General features: G+C 74.4%; 15 protein-coding genes. 11 read left to right on the top strand and 4 right to left on the bottom strand.

Going from position 1 to position 20,545, the window contains the following annotated elements; translation table 11 throughout:
- Position 1: 1 nt before the first annotated feature.
- A complete protein-coding gene (locus GA0070214_RS04105; RefSeq protein ID WP_091259110.1) occupies positions 2-1,588 on the bottom strand; it encodes an MDR family MFS transporter in 1,587 nt (528 codons plus the stop codon).
- 8 nt (positions 1,589-1,596) lie between these two features.
- Complete coding sequence (locus tag GA0070214_RS04100) at positions 1,597-2,247, bottom strand: acyl-CoA-like ligand-binding transcription factor (RefSeq protein WP_091259108.1); 651 nt, start codon at positions 2,245-2,247, stop codon at positions 1,597-1,599.
- Positions 2,248-2,891: 644 nt separating this feature from the next.
- Between GA0070214_RS04100 and GA0070214_RS04090 the strand changes: the two genes are divergently transcribed.
- The 5 genes from GA0070214_RS04090 to GA0070214_RS04070 all read left to right on the top strand — a co-directional run bounded on the left by GA0070214_RS04090 (position 2,892) and on the right by GA0070214_RS04070 (position 9,815).
- The gene (locus GA0070214_RS04090) at positions 2,892-4,364 is read left to right on the top strand and encodes a glycosyltransferase family 39 protein (RefSeq protein WP_091259104.1); all 1,473 of its coding nucleotides are present in this window, start codon (positions 2,892-2,894) and stop codon (positions 4,362-4,364) included.
- 55 nt (positions 4,365-4,419) lie between these two features.
- Positions 4,420-6,342 (top strand): glycosyltransferase family 2 protein, encoded by a 1,923-nt coding sequence (locus GA0070214_RS04085; RefSeq protein ID WP_244167539.1) that lies wholly within the window; start codon positions 4,420-4,422, stop codon positions 6,340-6,342.
- A complete protein-coding gene (locus GA0070214_RS04080; RefSeq protein ID WP_091259100.1) occupies positions 6,339-7,445 on the top strand; it encodes a glycoside hydrolase family 26 protein in 1,107 nt (368 codons plus the stop codon). The genes GA0070214_RS04085 and GA0070214_RS04080 overlap by 4 nt, the downstream gene beginning before the upstream one ends.
- A 2-nt stretch (positions 7,446-7,447) precedes the next feature.
- Entirely contained in the window at positions 7,448-8,581 is a 1,134-nt protein-coding gene (locus GA0070214_RS04075) for a glycoside hydrolase family 26 protein (protein ID WP_091259098.1), read from the top strand.
- 79 nt (positions 8,582-8,660) lie between these two features.
- A complete protein-coding gene (locus tag GA0070214_RS04070; protein ID WP_244167538.1) occupies positions 8,661-9,815 on the top strand; it encodes a glycoside hydrolase family 26 protein in 1,155 nt (384 codons plus the stop codon).
- Positions 9,816-9,824: 9 nt separating this feature from the next.
- Here the strand turns inward: GA0070214_RS04070 and GA0070214_RS04065 are convergent, their stop codons facing one another.
- Positions 9,825-10,427, bottom strand: coding sequence for a hypothetical protein (locus tag GA0070214_RS04065; protein ID WP_091259094.1), 603 nt, complete (start codon positions 10,425-10,427; stop codon positions 9,825-9,827).
- Positions 10,428-10,511: 84 nt separating this feature from the next.
- Positions 10,512-11,822 carry an aminotransferase class V-fold PLP-dependent enzyme gene (locus tag GA0070214_RS04060; RefSeq protein WP_244167537.1) on the bottom strand — a complete coding sequence of 437 codons (1,311 nt, stop codon included), beginning with the start codon at positions 11,820-11,822 and terminating at the stop codon, positions 10,512-10,514.
- 109 nt (positions 11,823-11,931) lie between these two features.
- On the opposite strand from GA0070214_RS04060, the gene GA0070214_RS04055 reads away from it, so the two are divergent.
- From GA0070214_RS04055 to GA0070214_RS04030, 6 genes are all read left to right on the top strand, one after another.
- Positions 11,932-12,864: an alpha/beta hydrolase family protein gene (locus tag GA0070214_RS04055; protein WP_091259881.1), complete on the top strand. Its 933-nt coding sequence runs from the start codon at positions 11,932-11,934 to the stop codon at positions 12,862-12,864.
- A 135-nt stretch (positions 12,865-12,999) separates the two neighbouring features.
- Entirely contained in the window at positions 13,000-15,690 is a 2,691-nt protein-coding gene (locus GA0070214_RS04050; protein ID WP_244167536.1) for a helix-turn-helix transcriptional regulator, read from the top strand.
- An 89-nt stretch (positions 15,691-15,779) separates the two neighbouring features.
- Positions 15,780-16,436: a class I SAM-dependent methyltransferase gene (locus GA0070214_RS04045; RefSeq protein WP_091259088.1), complete on the top strand. Its 657-nt coding sequence runs from the start codon at positions 15,780-15,782 to the stop codon at positions 16,434-16,436.
- A 259-nt stretch (positions 16,437-16,695) separates the two neighbouring features.
- On the top strand, positions 16,696-18,975 hold the full coding sequence (locus tag GA0070214_RS04040) for an FAD-dependent monooxygenase (protein WP_091259086.1): 2,280 nt from the start codon (positions 16,696-16,698) through the stop codon (positions 18,973-18,975).
- Complete coding sequence (locus GA0070214_RS04035) at positions 18,972-19,292, top strand: putative quinol monooxygenase (protein WP_091259085.1); 321 nt, start codon at positions 18,972-18,974, stop codon at positions 19,290-19,292. The genes GA0070214_RS04040 and GA0070214_RS04035 overlap by 4 nt, the downstream gene beginning before the upstream one ends.
- Positions 19,289-20,515, top strand: a complete 1,227-nt coding sequence (locus GA0070214_RS04030; protein WP_091259084.1) for a cytochrome P450 family protein — start codon at positions 19,289-19,291, stop codon at positions 20,513-20,515. Before GA0070214_RS04035 ends, GA0070214_RS04030 begins: the two co-directional genes overlap by 4 nt.
- Positions 20,516-20,545 lie beyond the last annotated feature (30 nt).

Here is a 20,545-nt window from a genome sequence, read left to right as displayed (position 1 = left end):
GTCAGTGGCCGACCGCCGCGGCCTGCGCCGCCTCCTCCTGCGCCCGCCGCTCGTCACCGCTCAGCGTGTGCAGGGGCTTCTCCTTGATGAAGAGCACCACCACCATGGCGAGCAGGGCCAGCGGCGCGCCGACCAGGAACAGCTCGGCCGTGGCGGTGCCGTAGACGTCCTGCACGATGCGCAGCAGCGGCTCGGGCAGCGTGGACAGGTCCGGCACGGCGGCGGAGCCGCCCCCGCCGGTCGCGGCCGGGCCGAGCCGCTCGGTCATCAGGTCGGTGACCCGGTTGGCCAGGACGGCGCCCAGGGCGCTGACACCGATGGCGCCGCCCATGCTGCGGAAGAAGGTCAGCACGGAGGTGGCCGCGCCGAGTTCCTGGGCGGGCACGTCGTTCTGGGCGGCCAGCACCAGGTTCTGCATGAGCATGCCGACGCCGATGCCGAGCACCGCCATGTAGATCGAGAGGACGACGACGCTGGTGCCGGCTCCGATGGTGCCGAGCAGCACCATCCCGGCCGTCATGACGGCGCCACCGGCGACCAGGAAGATCTTCCAGCGGCCGTACCGGGTGATGAGCTGGCCGGCGACGGTCGAGGACACCAGCAGCCCGAAGATCATCGGCAGGCTCATGAGGCCGGCCACGGTCGGCGACTTGCCCAGCGAGATCTGGAAGTACTGGGACAGGAAGACGGTGCCGCCGAACATCGCCACGCCGACCAGGACGCTGGCCACGGTGGCCAGCGAGACGGTCCGGTTGCGGAAGATGTCCAGCGGAACGATCGGCTCGGCGGCCCGGGACTCCACGAACACCGCCACGGCCAGCACCGCGACACCGCCGGCGACCATGAGCGCCGTCCAGCCGGAGGCCCAGGCGAACTTGTGCCCGGCCAGCGACGACCAGACCAGCAGCAGCGATACGCCCGTGGTGATGAGGGCCGCGCCGAGCCAGTCGATCCGCACCTCGCGGCGGACGACCGGCAGGTGCAGCGTCCGCTGGAGCAGGAAGATCGACAGGAGGGTGAACGGAACGCCGATCAGGAAGCACCAGCGCCAGCCCAGCCACGAGGTGTCGACCAGGACCCCGCCGATGAGTGGGCCGGCGATCGTGCCGACGCCGAATACGGCGCCGAAGATGCCCGCGTACCGGCCGAGTTCGCGCGGCGGGATCATGGCGGCCATCACGATGGTGGCCAGCGCCGTCATGCCGCCCGCCCCGACGCCCTGCACGATCCGGCTCACCAGCAGCACCTCGACGTTCGGGGTGAAGCCGGCGATCAGCGAGCCGATCACGAACAGGCCGAGGGACGACTGGATGAGCAGCTTCTTGCTGTAGAGGTCGGCCAGCTTGCCCCAGAGCGGCACGGTCGCCGTCATGGCCAGCAGCTCGGTGGTCACGATCCACGTGTAGACGGTCTGGCTGCCGTTCAGGTCGGCGATGATGCGCGGCAGCGCGTTGGCCACCACGGTCGACGCGAGGATCGACACGAACATGCCCACCATGAGGCCGGAGAGGGCCTGGAGGACTTCGCGGCGGGACATGCGTGCCGGGGCGACCTCGGCGGCGTCGGCGGGCACGGTGGGTACGGACATGCGGTTCCTCAACTCGGGGTGCGGGACGGGCGGGACGGTCGGGCCGGACCGGGATCGGGCAGCCCGGCGGCGAGGGCGTCGAACGCCTCGTCGACCAGGTCGGCGAGAGACCGGGCGCCGGCGGTGGCGGCCCAGCGGAGCGCGGCGAGGCGGAACGCGGCGCCGGTGACGGTGGTGAGCAGGGCCGGGAACCCGTGGTCCGCGGGTACGCCCACCCGGGCGGCGACGACGTCGGTCAGCGCCCGCTCCGCCTCGGCGCCCGCGCTGACCAGCCGCGGCAGCAGGACGGGATTGCGCGTGACCACGTCCATCCGGAGCAGCCACAGCTCGCGGTCCTCCTGCAACTCCTCGATCACCTCGCCGAGCGCCGCGCGGACGGCCGCGAGGGCGGGCACCTCCGGAGGCACCTCGGCGAGCCGCGCCACGAACCGGGCGTTGAGCGCGGCCTGGTCCCCGATGAGCGCGTCGTCCTTGCTCGGGAAGTAGTTGAAGAAGGTGCGGGAGGAGACGTCGGCCGCCGCGCTGATCTCCTCGACGGTCACCTGGTCGAGCCCGTGCTCGGCGACCAGGCGCAGCGCCGCGGTGGCCAGCGCCGTGCGGGTCCGCCGCTTCTTGCGGTCGCGGAGGCCGCCGTCGGCGGGAGGGCTGTCCGGGGTCACCGCGCGACCCTACAGGCGATCTTGCAGGCTGTGCAAAGTTTCGTGCACTGAAGTGACCTGGCCGACAGGGTCGGCCGTGACGGCGCCACGGCCGGCTCCGTCGAAGCACGTACTGGGCGTGGCCGCCGGCGAAGCCGCCGGGGGCGTGCGGGTGGCCGTAGCAGCGCTCTTGCGCACCCGGACGATCATGTCCTGCTCGTTGCGCAGCTCCGGGTCCGGGACCTGGGTCACGGCCGGCCGGTGCACGCCCCGCCGGACCAGTGCCTCACCCGTCGGCCCCCCGCGTGCTGGCACGTGGCCCCTCGGAGCGGCGGGGTGGTCGCCGTGGCCCGGCCGGACCGATGCTCGCATGAAAACCGCCGTCCGGCGGCGGTTCGGAGCAGCTCCAACCGTCGAGTGTCGGGGCGCGGAGGACGCCGCTTCGGTGGCCTCCCCCGTCCGGGGTAACGGCTCGTCCGGTTCGTCTTATATGAGCGTTATGCCGGAATGAATCATTAAGCTCCACGGTGTCACCCAGTCCTCGACCCGGGACTCCCGGTGCCGGCCGCGCAGGCGGTTCGCACCGTCGCGAGCACGCCGATCCGGCGTCGCCCCGGGGCGGCTGGAACCAGGTCGCCGGCACCCACAGGGATGCGTGAGTCACGATGATGGACGCGGACACCATGGTCCTTCCCCGGCTCGGCTCGGGAGAGATCCGGGTCGAGGACCCGTGGGGCGAGGACCGTGCGGTCGGTTCCCGGGCCGGCGGGCACCGTCCGCCGGCCGACGCCCCCCGATGGCGGCTCGCCGCATGGCTGCTGCCGGCGCTGCTGGCCGGCGCGCTCGGCGCCGTGGGAGCCGGCACTCCCGGCCTGCGCCTGGCGGAACTGGCGACCTGGCGGGCCGCCACCTCGCCCTGGCCGGACGGGCTGCCCGACGGCGACGTCGCGCTCGTGCCCTACCACCTGCTGATGCGCGCCTGGGCGGCGGCGTTCGGCACCTCCGACCTCGCGCTGCGCGTGCCGTCCCTGCTCGCCGTGGCGGCGGCCGCCGCACTCGTCGGCGGGCTGGCCGCCCGCATGTTCGCGCCGCGCACGGGTCTCCTGGCCGGCGTGATCTTCGCGCTGCTGCCGAGCGTCACCCGGCACGCCCAGGAGGCCCAGCCGTACGCCCCGGCGCTGTTCGCCGCGGTGCTCGCCACCTGGTTCCTGCTGCCCGCCCTGGACCGACCGAGCCTGCGCCGCCTCGCCCCCTACGCCGCCGCGGTGGCCCTGCTGGGCCTGTGTCACGCGGTGGCACTCCTGCTGCTCGTCGGGCACGGCTGGGTCGTGCTCGCCTTCCGGCGTGGGGTGGCCGGTCGGTGGCTGGCCGCCGCCTTCCTCGGCGCGCTCCCCGCGGCCGCGCTGCTCTGGTCCGGGGTACGCGCCGGCGGGCAGGTCGCGCCGGCGGCCCGGCCCGACCTGGCGGCCCTCGCCGCGACGCCCCGGGAGTTGTTCGGCGTCGCCGCGCTGGGTGCCGTGCTGCTCGGGCTGGCGCTGTTCAGCCTTCCGCTGCGGCGCGCCGCGGCGGTCTGCACGGCGTGGGCGGTGCTGCCGCCGCTCGGCCTGCTGGCCCTCGCGCAGGCGACGCCGGTCTGGTCACCGTCGGGCCTGCTGTTCACGCTGCCGGCGTGGGCGACGCTGGCCGCGGCCGCCCTGTCCCGGGTGCGCGCCCGCTGGTGGGTGCTGGCGCTGGCGGCGCTGGCCCTGATCGCCGCGCCGGCCCAGGCGGCCGTCCGCGCGCCCGACGGGCACGGGCAGGCCACCCGCGAGGTCGCCGAGATCGTCGGCGCGCGGCGGCTGCCCGACGACGGCGTGGTCTACGGCGACGCGGACGCGCGGACCCTGGTGGCCCGCTACCTTCCCGCCGACCGGCGGCCGACGGACCTGTTCGCCGCGGCGCCCCCGCAGGGCTGCGCCGGTTGCCTGTGGGGCGTCCGGCGGCTGTGGGTGATCCGCCCCGGCGAACGCACGGATCCCGTGCCGCCCGTCGGCGGCCCGACGGAGCGGCTGCTCCGCAGCGGATACCAGGTGGCGCAGGTCTGGCACCCGGCCGGGTTCACGCTGGCCCTCCTGGTGGACGACCGCGCCGCCCGCTGACCGATCACGACCTTTCCAATTCCACTGCCCGCTCAGGGTTCGTGGCGAGTACACCATGGGGGAAAACGTGGCCATCGCCGCCGACACACGCCCGTCCCGGGCCGGCACGCCGGGCGCCTCGGGCAACCGTCCGCCGGTGCTCGCCCCGGCCGGGCCGCCCGCCCGGAAGGGACCGGACCGCCGGCAGTTGAACATCCGGGCCCGCCTGGCGTACGCCAGGTGCGGCGCCACCGCCGGGCCGCTGGCCGCGCCGTCGCGCCCGGACGCGGCGGTGGAGTTCCGGCACGCCGCCTCGCCCGCGGCGCGGCTGGTGCTGACCCTGCTCGTACTGGTCAACAGCGCGGCCGGGCTGCTGTTCGTCGGCTGGCTGCTGCTGCCCCAGCACGTGCCCGGCTCCGGCCTGTTCGGCGCCGGCGGCTGGGAGACGATCGCGGCCCGGCTGGGCTTCTGCGTGGTCGTCGGCGTCGAGCTGATCCGCCTGGCGCAGAACGTGGTGGTGTGGGTGTTCGCGTTCCACGCCCGGGATCCGGTGCCGGTCGACCCGCCGGTCGGCCTCCGGGTGGCCCTGCTCACGACGATCGTGCCCAGCAAGGAGCCGCTCGACGTGGCGGAGCGCACGCTGCGGCGCCTGCGGCAGATCGTCTACTGCGGACAGGTCGACGTCTGGATCCTCGACGAGGGCGACGACCCGGCGGTCAAGGAGATGGCCGCACGGCTCGGCGTCCACCACTTCAGCCGCAGGGGCCGGCCGGAGTACAACCAGCCCGGCGGGGAGTTCCGGGCCCGGACCAAGTCCGGCAACCACAACGCCTGGCGGGCCGAGAACGAGGACCGGTACGACGTGGTGGCCAACGTCGACCCGGACCACGTGCCGCTGCCCAACTTCCTCGAACGGACCCTCGGCTACTTCCGCGACCCGGACGTCGCGTTCGTGGTGACCCCCCAGGTGTACGGCAACATGCACCAGAACTTCGTGGCGCACGGCGCCTCGGTGCAGCAGTACCTCTACAACGGCCTCATCGCCCGCGGCGGCAACGGGCTGGACGCGCCGCTGCTCACCGGCACCGGCCACCTCTACCGGCCGGCGGCCTGGCGGACCATCGGCGGCTACCAGGACTCCATCATCGAGGACCACCTGACCAGCATCCGCGTCCACGCCGCGACCAATCCGGAGACGGGCAACAAGTGGAAGGGCGTCTACACGCCCGACGTGGTGGCCATCGGCGAGGGCCCGACCTCGTGGGCGGACTACTTCAACCAGCAGAAGCGCTGGGCGGCCGGGATCTGCGAGATCCTCGTCCGGCGCGAACTGCGCGCGCCGCGCGAGCTGCCGTCCCGGCGCCGCTGGCAGTACCGCCTGCTCCAGTTCTACTACCCGAGCGTCGCGGTCAGCCTCCTGCTGGGCAACCTCGCCACCGCCCTGTACCTGCTCACCGGGGTCGGTTCGGCGCAGCTCGACGTGACCGTGTGGTCGGTGCTCTGGGGCTCGACCTTCGGCACCTGGTTCGTGCTGTGGCTCTGGCTGCGTCGCTTCAACATCGCCCCGCACGAACGGGAAGAGATCGGCATGGTCGGCATGGCGCTGGCGCTGTTCGCAGGTCCCGTCTACGTGGCCGCCGGGTTCACCGCCCTGCTGCGCCGCAAGCTCGGGTTCGTGGTGACGGCCAAGGGGAAGCTGCGCACCGTCGAGTCGTTCCGCACGTTCCGGCTGCACTTCTGCTGGGCGGCCGTCTCCGCCGCGCTGCTCGGCGCGAGCTTCGTGCTGGACAACAGCTCGCCCCTGCTACGGGTGTGGCCCGTTCTGACCATCCTGACCGGTCTCGGTCCGCCACTGATCGCGCTCGCGTCGAACCTGCGGGCCACCGGCCGGCAGGAGGACGAGGTGGCCGTGCCCGCCCCCGCCCCCGCCCCCGCTCGCGGGAAGGCCGAGGTCCATCCGCCGCGGTCCCGGGTCGCGGCCGAGGAGGCGCTGCGATGATCAGGTTCACCTTCCCGCGGATCGTGCTGGTGCTGACGGGCGCGCTGCTGCTGACCTACGCCTTCGCCGTGGCGCCCACCGTCGGCGCCGGGGGCCGGGGCGGAGCGGTGACGGCGGAAGCGAAGGCCCCCCGGCCGCGAGGTCCCTTCCCGCCGGCGGGGAAGACGTTCATCGGGGTCATGACCGACAAGGGTCCCCACGACTTCGCCCCGGTGGACCGGTTCGCGGCGGCCGCCCGGCACCAGCCGCAGGTCATGCTCTTCAGCGAGGGGTGGGCGTCCGCCACGTTCGACCGGACGCTCTTCGACCGGATCCGCGACCGCGGCATGATGCCGATGCTGGGCTGGGAACCCTGGGACTACCGGCTGGACGAGCGGGCCCGGCAGCAGAAGCTGACCGCCCAGCAGATCGACGCGGTCCGCTCGGACCAACCCGGCTACCGGTTGTCCCGGATAGCGGGGGGAGAGTTCGACACCTACGTGCGGTCCTGGGCCGAAGGGGTCAGGTCACTCGGCTACCCGGTGGCCATCCGCTTCGCCCACGAGATGAACGGCTACTGGTACCCGTGGTGCGAGCTGGTCAACGGCAACCAGCCGGGTGACTTCGTGAAGGCCTGGCGCCACGTGCACGACGTGTTCCGGGCGGCCGGGGCCACGAACGTCACCTGGGTGTGGAGCGCGAACGTCCGATACACGGATCTGACGCCCCCGATCGCCACCTACTATCCGGGCGACGACTACGTGGACTGGGTGGGCGTCACGGGCTACTACGGCAAGTACGACTTCGCGCCGTACCTCTCCTTCGACGGGGTCTTCAAGAAGACCATCACCGAGATCCGAACCTTCAGCACGAAGCCGATGGTCGTCACCGAGACCGGGGCGTCCGACCACATCGGGCGCAAGGCGGAATGGATCAAGGAGGCCTTCCAGACCCTGCCCAGGTATCCGTTCATCATCGGGCTGATCTGGTTCGAGGTGAACAAGGAACTCGACTGGCGCATCGTCAGCTCCCCGGCCGTGGGCACGGCCTTCGCCGACGCCGTCGCCGCCCCTCGCTACCAGGTCACCTGGTCGCCGGCCATGATCCCACGCACGGAGGACTAGCGGTGAAGAGGTTGACCGCCGGGCGCGCCCTGCTGGTGCTGACCGGAGCCCTGCTGCTGACCTACGCGGTCGCCGTGGCGCCGACCGCCGTGGTCGGCGGCCGGGAGGACCGCCGCCCCGATCCGCCCGCGACGGCCGAGCCGGCCGCCCGGCCCGGACCGGCGCCGGAACTCTTCCCACCGGCCGGCAAGGCGTTCATCGGGGTCATGACCGACAAGGGCCCCCACGACTTCGCGGTGCTGGACTCGTTCACGGCGGCCGCGAAACAGCAGCCGCAGGTGATGTTGTTCAGCGCGTCGTGGAACGTGGACGCGTTCGACCGGACGCTGTTCGACCGGATCAGCAACCGGGGCATGCTGCCGATGCTGGGCTGGGAACCGTGGGACTACCGGGTGGACAAGGCGGCCCGGGAGAAGAACCTGCCGGTCCGGCAGATCGACGAGATCAGGTCCGACCAACCCGCCTACCGGCTGTCCCGCATCACGGCCGGGGACTTCGACCCCTACCTGCGGTCCTGGGCCGAGGGGATCAGGTCCCTGGGCTACCCCGTGGCCATCCGCCTGGCCCACGAGATGAACGGCGACTGGTACCCGTGGTCCGAGGCGAGCAACGGCAACCGGCCCGGCGAGTACGTCGAGGCGTGGCGGCACGTGCATGACCTCTTCCGCGCGGCAGGTGTCACCAACGTGACATGGGTGTGGAGCCCGAACGCCCGATGGGACGAGTCGCTGCCGAAGCTGTCCGGGTTGTACCCGGGCGACCACTACGTCGACTGGGTGGGCGTCACGGGTTACTACGGCATCGGCGCCTACACGGACTACCGGTCCTTCGATTCGATCTTCGGCCCCACCATCACCGAGATCCGCGCGTTCAGCCCGAAACCGTTGGTCATCACCGAGACCGGCGCCACCGACGCCACCGGGCGCAAGGCCGAATGGATCACGGAGGCCTTCCGGGCCCTGCCGCGCCACCCGGACGTCATCGGCCTCATCTGGTTCGAGGTGGACAAGGAACTGGACTGGCGCATCGTCAGTTCGCCGGCCGTGGCGCAGGCCTTCGCCACGGCGGTCGCCGACCCCCGCTACCGGTTCAGGTGGTCGCCCGACATGGTCCTGCGCACGAAGCTGGAGGACTAATCACCGGACATAAGGAGTGGACCGGCATAAACTCACCCGGAGTCGGAGCGGGTGCCGAGAAGGTGGTGACGTGGTACGGGTGACCAGGCCGCGCGTCCTCATGGCGGTGATCGCCGCGCTGCTGCTCGCCTACGCCTTCGCCCCCGCGCCCGTCACCACGACCGGGAGCGGGACCGGGGCCGCGTCCGGCCCGCCGACGGAAGCCGAACCGGGCACGGTGCTGTCGGTCGGCGTCGACGGCCCCCCACTCCAACTGGCCGCGGACCTCTTCCCGCCGGCCGGCAAGGCCTTCGTCGGCGTGATGACCGACAAGGGCCCGTACGACTTCACGGCGGTGGACCGCTTCGCCACGGCCGCCCGGCACGAGCCGCAGGTGCTGCTCTTCGGCGTGGGGTGGGAGTCCGGCACGTTCGACCGGACGCTCTTCGACCGGATCCGGGACCGCGGCATGCTGCCCATGGTGGGCTGGGAACCCTGGGACTACCACGTGGACACGGCTGCCCGGAAACAGAAGAAGCTGACCGACCGCCAGATCGACCGGCTCCGGTCCACCCAGCCGACCTACCGGCTGTCGCGGATCGCGGGCGGCGGGTTCGACAGCTACCTGCGCTCGTGGGCCGAGGGCGTGAAGTCGCTCGGCTACCCGGTCGCCATCCGGTTCGCCCACGAGATGAACGGCAGCTGGTACCCGTGGTGCGAGACGGTCAACGGCAACCGGCCCGGCGAGTACGTCGAGGCCTGGCGCCACGTGCACGACGTCTTCGAGCGGGCGGGGGCCACCAACGTCATCTGGGTGTGGAGCCCGAACGCCCGGTGGAGCAAGACGACCGCGAACCTCGCCCAGCTCTATCCCGGCGACGACTACGTCGACTGGGTGGGCGCCACCGGCTACTACGGCACCGGCGCCTGGTCGCGGTACTGGAACTTCGACGCCATCTTCGGTCCCACCATCGCGGAGATCCGCACCTTCAGCCGGCGGCCGCTGGTCGTCACCGAGACCGGTGCCTCGGACGCCGGGGGGCGCAAGGCCGAGTGGATCCGGGAGACGTTCCGGTCGCTGCCGAAGCACCGGGACGTCATCGGCCTCATCTGGTTCGAGGTGGACAAGGAGGTGGACTGGCGGATCGTCAGCTCACGCGCCGTGTCGACCGCCTTCGCCCAGTCCGTCGCCGCGCCGCGCTACGACGTCCGCTGGTCACCTGACCTGCTGCCGCGCACCGACCTGGACGGGTAGCCCGGCCGGTCATCCGTCGCGTCGCGGCTCCGGTCCCGTGCCGGGAAGCAGCCGGGCCGCGGCCCGCCGCAATGGCCGGCCGTCCTTGGCGATCTTCTTCATCCGCCGCCAGGCGGTACGCCCGGCCGAGCCGGTCGCCCCGCCCGCGGTGTCGGCCGGCTCCCGGGGTGGCGGACCCGGCGCCGGCGGCGTGGTCCGGCCCACCCGGCCGGCCGTGGTACCGGCGGTCCGGACCGCCGCCTCGACGATCTGCGGGTTGCGGTCGACGGTGCTGAACGCGCGGTCGAGGATGCCGTTCAGCTCGTCGAGCCGGACCTCCAGCATCGCCTCGGTCGTGACGCCGCGGATGTCGATCCGGACCGTGCCCAGCCGGGCCTGCGCGCCGACGTCGAGCTGGAGCAGGCCGCCCAGCCGGGCGCGCAGGGACACGTGGGCATCCAGGTCGTCGACCTCGGCGCAGATGTCGTCCACCCGGAGGTGGGGGATCTGGAGGACGACGTCCGGGTCGGCCATCGTCGGGCCGCTGTGGTGCTGGTCGTCCTCCGCGCCCGGGCGCGGCAGGTCGGCCGCTGCGGCCCGCGGCGCCCCCGGATCCTGCCTCCCGTTCCCCACCTGAGCTCTCCTCGCGCCGCCGGCCAGTCGGCGTGCCATTCCCCGAATACACCGGGGCACACCTGCGGGTCGCGGAGCGCGGGCTCACACCAGGCCGCGTACCGCCTTCACGGCGGCGTCGACGTCCGCCTCGCTGTTCGCCATCGTGGCGCCGAACCGCAGGTAGGACGGGTTGTACGGGGTGCTGCTGGCGATCACGCCGGCGGCGTAGGTCCGGCCCACCGCCTCGCCCACCGGGATGTCGGGCACGTGGCAGCAGACCACCCCGGCGGAGAGGTCGGCCGCGCGCGGGGTGACCAGCCGGATCCCCCGGATGCCGGCCAGGCCCTCCTTGAGCCGGCCGGCCAGCTCCCGGACCCGCTCGGCGACCCGCGCCGGCCCGATCCGGTGGTGGAACTCGAACGCGTCGGCGAGCGCCCACCGGTGCTCGAAGCTGTGGTAGCCGCCGGGCGTGTGCGCCGGCCCCGGCGGTGTCGGCTGCCCGCCCGTGCCGGCGTACAGCCAGCGGCCGATGCTGCGCCGGTCGAAGGTGGGGATGACCGGCGTCAGCCGGCTCCACGCCCGGGTGCTGCCCCAGACCAGCCCGGTGCCCCGCGGCCCGAGCAGCCACTTGTGGCAGCCCGAGACCAGCACGTCGCAGCCGAGCTGCTCGGGGGTGGCCGCCTCGGCGCCGAAACCGTGGACCCCGTCGACGCAGACCAGCGCCTCGGGGCTGCGCGCGCGGACCGCCTCGGCGAGCTGCCGGATCGGCAGCTTCACGCCGGTGCTGGAGTGCACCCAGGTCAGGGCCACGACCCGGGTGCGGGGGGAGACCGCCGCCGTGAGGCTGCCGACCATCTCGTCGACAGTGGTCACCGCCGGGTCCCGGTAGAGGCGCACCCGGCGTACGGTCACCCCGTCCCGCTCGGCCCGCAGCCGCAACGACTCGTGGGTGGCGTAGAAGTCGTGCTCGGTGGTGAGCACCTCGTCGCCCGGCCGCAGCCGCACCGCCGTGTAGACCAGCCCGAGGCCCATGGTGGTCGAGTCGGTCAGCGCGATCTGGTCGGGGCGGGTGTCGAGGTGGCGGGCCGCCGCCCCGAGCACCGCCCCGTCGAGGCGTTCCTCGTTGGCGCCCAGGTAGCCCACGGCGTCGCGGTCGAGCCCGTCCCGGTGGGCGGCGATGGCGGCGCGGACCGGGGCGGGGTGCGGCGAGAAGGCGAAGGTGGCCAGGTGCGCCCGGCTGCGGTCGAGCGCGAACTGCGCCCGTACGCTGTCCCAGCTCGCCGGGTCCAGGGACGGAGCGTCGCTCGCCGCCGGCCCCGCCGCCTCCTGCCGCTCCGGCTCGCAGCCGGTGGCCAGGCCGGTCACGCCGGCCGCCGCGGTCACGCCGAGCAGGTTCCGTCGGGTGAGCTGCATCCGTCCATCGTCCACTGTCCACGTCACGGGCAGGTCACCGACCGGTGAGACGACCGGTGATTTCGCCGATGCGGTGGCGGGGCGGCCACTTCAATACTGACGTATGTCGATGGATCTCCCTACCCGACAAGGAGCGACCGACGTGCGATCAGCCACCACCACCCGTCCCCGTACCCGTCTCCGGGCACTGGCCCGACTCGCCGCGGCGGCCGTCCTGGCCGTCGGCGGCGCCCTGGCCGTCCCCACCGGCGCGCAGGCCGCCGCCAACCCCTACGAGCGCGGCCCCGCGCCGACCGACGCCGTCCTGGAGGCCAGCCGGGGCCCCTTCGCCACCACCTCCTACAGCGTCTCCGGCCTGAGCGTCACCGGCTTCGGCGGCGGGGTCGTCTACTACCCGACCAGCACGAGCGAGGGCACCTTCGGCGCCATCGCCATCTCGCCCGGCTACACGGCCACCTGGTCCAGCCTCAGCTGGCTGGGGCCGCGCATCGCCTCGCACGGCTTCGTGGTCATCGGCATCGAGACCAACACCCTCCTCGACCAGCCGGACAGCCGGGGTCGCCAGCTCCTGGCCGCGCTGGACTACCTGGTTCAGCGCAGCTCCGTCCGGGGCCGGATCGACGCCGGCCGGCTCGCCGTGGCCGGGCACTCGATGGGCGGTGGCGGCACCCTGGAGGCCGCGGCCGCCCGGCCGTCGCTCCAGGCCGCCGTGCCGCTCGCACCGTGGAACCTGGACAAGACGTGGTCGGGCGTGACCGTGCCGACGCTCATCGTCGGTGGGGAGAGCGACAGCGTCGCCCCGGTCGCCAGCCACTCGGTGCCCTTCTACAACAGCATCCCGGCGTCGTCGGAGAAGGCGTACCTGGAGTTGAACGGGGCGAGCCACTTCTTCCCGCAGTCGGTGAACACGCCGACGGCCAAGCAGATGGTGGCCTGGCTGAAGCGCTTCGTGGACAACGACACCCGCTACGAGCAGTTCCTCTGCCCGGGCCCGAGCGGGCTGGCCATCGAGGAGTACCGCAACACCTGCCCCAGCTCCTGAGCCTCACCCTCCCCGGGGCGGCCGCCACGGCGGCCGCCCCGGTCGTGCGGGGATCCCGGGGGCAAAGTCTTTTCCGACGGGTTACCGATAGGTGAAACTGGATGCATGGTTACTGCATTCACAGTGCAAATAACCTTGCGGGGCCGGGACGACGAGTGCCGGGCGATCCGCGACCTGCTCGCCGGGACGGCCGGTGGCGCGCTGCTGTTCCACGGCGAGCCCGGCTCCGGCCGCAGCGCTCTCCTGGCGTACGCCCGGCGGCACGCCGGTGAGCGGGCGGTCCTCGCCGGCGCCGGGCTCGCCGACGAGGCGACGCTGCCGTACGCGGGCCTGCAACGCCTCCTCGACCCGGTGCTCGACCGGGCCGGCGCGCTGCCCGACCGGCAACGACGGGTGCTGCGGCGCGTACTGACCGGCGGCGGCTGCCCGGACGCCCAGCGGCTGACGCTGGCCACCGCCGTGCTCGGCCTGCTCGCCGTCGTGGCCCGCGACCGGCCGCTGCTGTGCACGATGGACGACGTCGACGCCGGCGACCCGCAGACCGCCGCGACGCTCGCCGTCGTGGCCCGCCGGCTGACCCGGCTGCCGGTCGCCCTCCTGCTCACCACGGCCGGCGCGGCGGCGGCCGGCGACCTGCCCGCCCGCCGGCTCCGCCCACTGGACCAGGGGCAGTGCCGTGCCCTGCTCGCCGACCGCCGGCCCGGCCCACCGCCGCCCGTGGTGGCCGCCGGGCTGGCGGCGGTCAGCGGCGGCAACCCGCGGGCGCTCGTCGACCTCGCCGAGGCGCTCACCCCCGGCCAGTGGCACGGTGCCGAGCCGCTGCCCGCCGCCCCGCCGGCCGGCGGCACGCTGGGCGCCGCCTACCGCGCCCGCCTCGACCGGCTGCCGCCGGACACCCGGCGGGTGCTGCTGCTGGCCGCGCTCGACCCGGACGGGGACCCGGCCACCCTGGACCGTGCCGCGCGCGCCGCCGGCCTCGGCGTCGAGGCGCTCGCACCGGCCGGGGCCGCCGGCCTGCTGCACGCCGGCCCGGCGGGCGTGACCTTCCCGCACCCGCTGGCCCGGACGATGATCGAGGTCGTCGCGCCGCTGGCCGACCGGCGGGCGGCCCACCTGCTGCTGGCCCGGGCGCTGGACGGCCGGCCGCTGCGCGCGGCCCTGCACCGGGCCGCCGCCACCGACGGTCCCGACCGGGCCCTGGCGGCGGAGCTGGAGGCGGCCGCGGCCGGCGCGGACGACCGGACCGAGGCCGTCGCCGCGCTGCGCCGCGCCGCCGCACTCAGCGACGACCCCGCCCGCGCCGCCGCGCGGACGGTCGCCGCCGCCCGCTGCGCCTGGACGGCCGGCGACCCCGACCAGGCCCGGCGCCTGCTCGCCGCGCTGCCCGGAGACCCGGCCGCGGCCGGCGCGGCCGACCTGCTGCGCGGCGAGATGCAGCTGCGCTGCGACGCGCCGTCCACCGCGGTCGCCACCCTGCTCGCCGCCGCCGAGGCCGTCGCACCGGCCGACCGGGGGGCGGCCCTGCTCGGCCTGGCCCGGGCCGGCGAGGCCATCTGTCTCACCGGTGACCACTACCGGTACGCGGAGGTGGCGCGGCGGGCGCGGGCGCTGCGCCGGCCCGGGGACCCGCCCGACGCCGAACTGCTGACCACGTTCGCGGCCGGTGTCGGGGCGACCCTGCGCGGCGACCACGAGCAGGGCGGGCCGGCGCTGCGGCGGGTCGTCGTCCTGGGCGGCCGGCTGACCGGGCCGGCGCTCACCCCGGCCGCGCTCATCTGCGCCGCCGTGGCCGGACTGCTCGTGGCCGTCGACGGCGCGGCGCACCGGCTCGCCGACCGCGCCGTCGAGCTGGCCCGGGCCCGCGGCGAGCGGTCCGCGCTGCCCCGCGCGCTGGAACTGCGGGCGGTCGCCGAGTACTGGCTGGGCCGGCACGCCACGGCGGCGGAGACGGCCCACGAGGGGCTGGGGATCGCCCGCGCCACCGGCCAGCGCACCTGCGCCCGGGTGCACCTCGGCATCCTCGCCGTGCTGGCCGCCGTGCGGGCCGACCGGGCCACCAGCCTCGCCCGGATCGCCGAGATCGGTGACGGCGCGACCCCGGGCAGCCGCCCCTACGCGTACGCGCAGTGGGCGCTCGGCGTGCTCGACCTGGTCGACGGCCGGCACGCCGACGCGGCCGCCCGGCTGGCCTCGCTGGCCCGCACCGGCACCGGCCGCGGCCAGGTCCTCGTGCAGGTGATGGCCACGCCGCACCTCGTGGAGGCGGCCGCCCAGGACGGCCGGCGGCCCACGGCCGCGCTCGCCGTCTTCGACCGCTGGGCCAGCAGCACGGCGAGCCCGTCGCGCCGCGCGCTGTCCGCCCGCTGCCACGCGCTGCTCGCCCCGCGCGGCAGCGCCGAGGCCGAGCGCGAGTTCCGCACGGCGCTGCGGCTGCATCCCACCGACACGGACCGGTTCGAGCGGGCCCGGACCGAGCTGCTGTTCGGCCGTGAGCTGCGCCGGGCCCGCCGGCCGCGGGACGCCCGGGCGTACCTGCACCGGGCGCGGGAGACGTTCACCCTGCTCGGCGCGACGGTCTGGGCCGAGCGCGCCGGAGCGGAGCTGCGCGCGGCGGGGGAGTCCGTCGGGTCACCGCAACGGCCGGCGGCGCAGCTGCTGACCGGCCAGCAGCTGCACATCGCCCAGCTGGTCGCCGAGGGGGCCACCAACCGGGAGATCGCCACCCGGCTGTCGCTCTCCACCCGGACGATCGACCACCACCTGCGCAACATCTTCCACCGGCTCGGCGTCCGCTCCCGCACCGAACTGGCCCGCCTCTTCGCCTGATCGCGGGCCGGCGCGCGCCGGCCCGTCGCGGGGTAGGGTGCTGGTCGAGCCCGGGTTCCCGCCGCCGAGCCGGTCGTCCAGGGGGTCACGTGAGCGCACGAGACGTCGAGGCGCACCGCGACGAGCCCGTCCACGGTGCACACGACTACGACGAGGTCTACCGCGACACCGCCGACTCGGGCGGGCCGCCCTGGGACATCGGCGGTCCGCAGCCGGCCCTCGCCGACGTGCTCGACCACGGGGTCCGGGGCCCGAAGGTGCTCGACATCGGCTGCGGCACCGGCGATCTCGCGATCGCCCTCGCCCGGCGCGGCCACCAGGTGACGGCGGTCGACATCTCCCGGGTGGCGATCGGTCTGGCCCGCGCCAAGGCCGCCCGCGAGGGCCTGCCCGTGCACTTCGAGGTCCAGGACGCCACGAACCTGTCGCTGCCGTCCGCGCCGTTCGACTCGGTGTTCGACTCCGGCCTGCTGCACAGCATCCACCGGAACGGCGGCGCCGTGGACCGGTACCTCGCGTCGCTGCCGGGCCTCGCCGCGCCGGGCGCGGCCGTCTTCGTGCTGGCCGTGTCACCGGCGGCGGGCCACGGCTGGGGCATGACCGAGCAGGAGCTACGGGCGGGCTTCGCGGGTCCGGCGTGGACCGACACGGAGGTCAGGGCGATCGACGTGGTCGCGGAGACCGGCGGCGGCACACTCCACCTGGCCGGTCACCTCCTCCGTACGGTCCGGACACCCGGCGCCTGACCCCCCCCGGGCGGCCACCCCGGCCGTTCGGCACCAGCGCCGCAGCGCGACCACGCGATCCACCGACGACGGTCCGGGTCGCGTGCCGTCCTAGCGGCGTCCCCGTCCCGGCGGCGTCACCGGGCGGGGACGTCGCGGGGGCGGCCGGTGACGGCCGGTTGACGCGACCTCCGGCAGGGTCGCAGCGCGACGACGTGGCGGCTCGGCCCACCGGCCGCGACCGCTCCACCGTCTCCCGCAGGCCGTCGAAGGGGACCTCATGATCAGGACGATGCTCCGGCTGCGCGCGCGTCCGGGCTGCGAGCCCGCCGTGCGGTCCGCGTGGCGGACGGTCGCGGGGCAGGTCGGTGGGTCGGCCGGCAACCTCCGGCACGAGCTGCTGCTCGACGCCCTGGACCCGCGCGGGTTCGTCGTCGTCACGGAGTGGGCCGACGAGGCGGCGCTCCACGCGTACCGGGACGGGCCGGTGGCCGCGCGGTTGGCCGAGCTGGTCCGGCCACTGACCGAGGCGGCGGGCGCGATCGACTACCCGGTGCTGCGGGAGCACGGGACGGGTGACGCGACCGTCTACGTGGACGTGGAGCTGACCGTGCCGGCGCCCCGGCTCGCCGAGTTCCACCGCGGCTACCCGGAGGTCCGGGCGCGGATGTCCGGGATACCCGGGTACCGGCGCGAGCAGTTGCTGCGCGAACCCGGGTCGGACGTGCACCACATCTTCGCCGAGTGGAACAGCGCGGAGGAGTTCCTCCGCTGGATCGCCGATCCCGCCCACGCCTCCGCGCAGGCCGGGCCGATCGCGCCGTTCCTCCTCGACATCCGGCGCCGCCTGTTCCACGTCGTGCCCGACGTGGACGGCGGGAGACAACCCACCACGGGCAGGGAGGCCGACGTGCACAGGACAACGGACGTACTCGTCGTCGGGGCGGGGCCCGCCGGGCTGACCGCCGCCGTCGAACTGGCCCGGCGGGGCGTCGACTGCCGGGTGATCGACAAGCTGGCCACCCCGGCCGGCCAGGCCGACAAGGCGATCGGCGTGCACTGCCGCACCATGGAGATCTGGGAGGAGCAGGGCGTCGTCCGGGAGGCCATGGACGCCGGCATCTGGCTCACCGGCAACATGGTCTTCGTCAACGGGGTGGAGACCCACCGGATGAGCTGGGAGCTGCCCGGCCTGCCGTACGCGCACCTCGGCCTGCCCCAGTACGAGACCGAGCGCATCCTCACCGCCCGACTGGCCACCCTCGGGGTACGCCCCCAGCGCGGCGCCGAGCTGGTCGACTTCGCCCAGGACGACGACGGCGTGACGGCCACCGTCACCACCGCCGACGGCGGCACCGAGACGGTCCGCGCGAAGTACCTGGTCGGCTGCGACGGAGCGCACAGCCGCGTCCGGGAGCTGCTCGGGCTCACCTTCACCGGCGGGCTGGGCCGGTTCCCCCAGTTGTTCATGCTCGGCGACGTCGACGTGGACTGGGACATGCCCGACGGCCACCTGCTGCGGTTCCTGCACGAGACCGACGGCCGGATGGACGGCATGCTGGTCTGCGTCCCGCTGCGCGGCGAGCGCCGCTACCGGATCGCCACGCTGGCCCCGCCCCGCTTCTTCGCGCAGACCGGCGGGCAGGACGCCCCGCCCGGGTTCAGCGCGGAGCTGGGCGCGCCGACCCTGGCCGACGTCCAGGCCGCCCTCGACCACCTCGCCCCGCCCGGCACCCGCGCCGCGAACCTGCGCTGGTCGTCGGTGTTCCGGATCAGCCACGGCATCGTGGACCGCTACCGCGACGGCCGCGTGTTCGTGGTCGGCGACGCGGCCCACCTGCACCCGCCGGCGGGCGGGCAGGGCATGAACACCGGGATCCAGGACGCCTGGAACCTGGCCTGGAAGCTGGCCCTGGCGGTCCGCGGGATCGCCGCGCCCGGACTGCTGGACAGCTACGAGACCGAGCGGCGTCCGGAGGGCGAGGAGATCGTCGGCCGCGCCGTGCGGATGGCGTTCACCGACGAGCTGGACCGCGAGGACCTGAAGCGGCAGTTCCTCCAGGAGATGTCCATGCTGCTCAGCTACGCGGACAGCCCCCTGGTCGGCGAAACCGTGTCCGATCCGGACGCGCTGGGCGAGGCCCCCCGCCCCGGCGACCGCGCCCCCGACGTGCACGGGCTGCTGCGGCGCGGCGTCGGTCACCCCCTGCGCCTGCGCGACCTGACCCGCGGCACCGGGCACACCCTGCTGCTCTACGCCGACGCGTCGGCCGACGAGGCGGCGCTGCGCGCGATGGCCGATCTCTGCGCCGACGTGCGGCGGCAGACGGCCGGGGAGGTCGACGCGTACCTGCTGCTCAGCCCGGACGCCGCCGAGCCGCGGCTGCTCGACCCGCCGGTGCTGTGCGACGCCGACGGCCGGTTCCGCGCCACGTACGGGCTGACCGGCACCGGGTTGTACCTGGTCCGCCCGGACGGGCACGTCGGCTTCCGCAGCCAGCCGGTCGACGCCGACGCGCTGCGCAAGCACCTGCACCTGGTGTTCGGCGGTGCCCGGTGACCCGGGTACGCACCGTGCTCGCGATGCGGACCCGGGAGGGCTGCGAGGAGCGCTTCGAGGCCGAGTGGCGCACCGCGGCCGAGGAGATCCGCACGCTGGACGGCTGCCTGCACCAGGACCTGGTCCGCGACGCCGACGACCCGCGCAGCTATCTGATCATCAGCGACTGGGCGGACCGCGAGCGGCTGGACGCCTTCGGCCGCAGCGAGCACCGGGACCGGCTGCTGGCCATCATCCGCGAGCTGCGCGAGTCCGCGCAGCGGCACACCTACCAGGTACTGCACAGCGTGGGCAGCGCACCGGAGGAGGACCGATGACCGAGGACGCCGTGCCGGCGAACGAGCTCTACACCGACGGGTTCGCCGCCGACCCCTACCCGACCTTCGCCCGGCTGCGGAACGACCGGCCGGTGTGCCCGGTCAGCTCCCCGCGCTTCGACTCCTGGCTCATCACCCGCTTCGACGACGCCCGGGCGGCGCTGACCGACCCGCGCCTGTCCAAGGACCTCTACGGCCCCGGCCAGCACTACCTGCGGATCTTCGGCCCGAACTCGGAGGGCTTGAACCGCAACATGCTCAACTCCGACCCGCCCGAACACACCCGGCTGCGCCGGGTGGTGTCCCAGGCGTTCGCGCCGCGGCGGATCGAGGCGCTGCGGCCGCGGGTGGCGCAGGTCGTCGACCACCTCATCGACAAGATGCTCCCGCACGGCGAGGCCGAGCTGATGCACGACTTCGCCATCCCGCTGCCCATGACGGTCATCTGCGAGCTGCTCGGGGTGCCGCCGGAGGACCACGACCGGGTGCTCGACTGGACCCAGGTGATCCGCACCTCCGGTTCGACCCGCCGGCCTCCGCAGGAGGAGCGGGCGGCCGTGCAGGAGGCCCAGCTGCGCCTGCACCACTACTTCGCCGACCTGGTGCGGGCCAAGCGCGGCGACCCGGCCGACGACATCATCGGCGCGCTCATCGACGCGGTCGACCGCGACGGGACGCTCTCCGAGGCGGAGCTGGTCACCACCACCTTCCTGCTGGTGTTCGCCGGGCACCAGACCACCGCGGACTTCCTCGGCAACGCGGTGCTCGCCCTGCTCACCCATCCCGAACAGCTGGAGCTGCTGCGCGCCACGCCCCAACTGCTGCCGGCCGCTATCGAGGAGCTGCTGCGGTTCGACGGCCCGCTGCCGGTGGCCAGCCCGCGGATCGCCACCGAGGACATCGAGTACGAGGGGGTGTGCATCCCGCGCGGCTCGATCGTCGGTGTGGCCATCAACGCGGCGAACCACGACCCCGCGCACTTCACCGACCCCGACCGGCTGGACCTGCGCCGGGTCCGCGGTCCGCACCTGGGCTTCGGGCACGGCCTGCACTACTGCCTCGGCGTCTCGCTGGCCCGGATGGAGGCGCAGATCGCACTCGCCGCGCTGCTGCGCCGGCTGCCCGGGCTGCGGCTCGGCGTGCCCACCGACGAGGTCCGCCGGCTGCCGGCCGCGTCGCCGTTCCGCGGCCTGCTGGAGCTGCCGGTCACCTTCGCCGCCTGAGCCTTTCCGCCCGCCCACCCGAACCCAGTC

Origin of the sequence: Micromonospora chaiyaphumensis, assembly GCF_900091435.1 — a bacterium.
GTDB classification, from domain to species: Bacteria; Actinomycetota; Actinomycetes; order Mycobacteriales; family Micromonosporaceae; genus Micromonospora; species Micromonospora chaiyaphumensis.
This window is presented reverse-complemented; position numbering and strand designations above follow the sequence as displayed.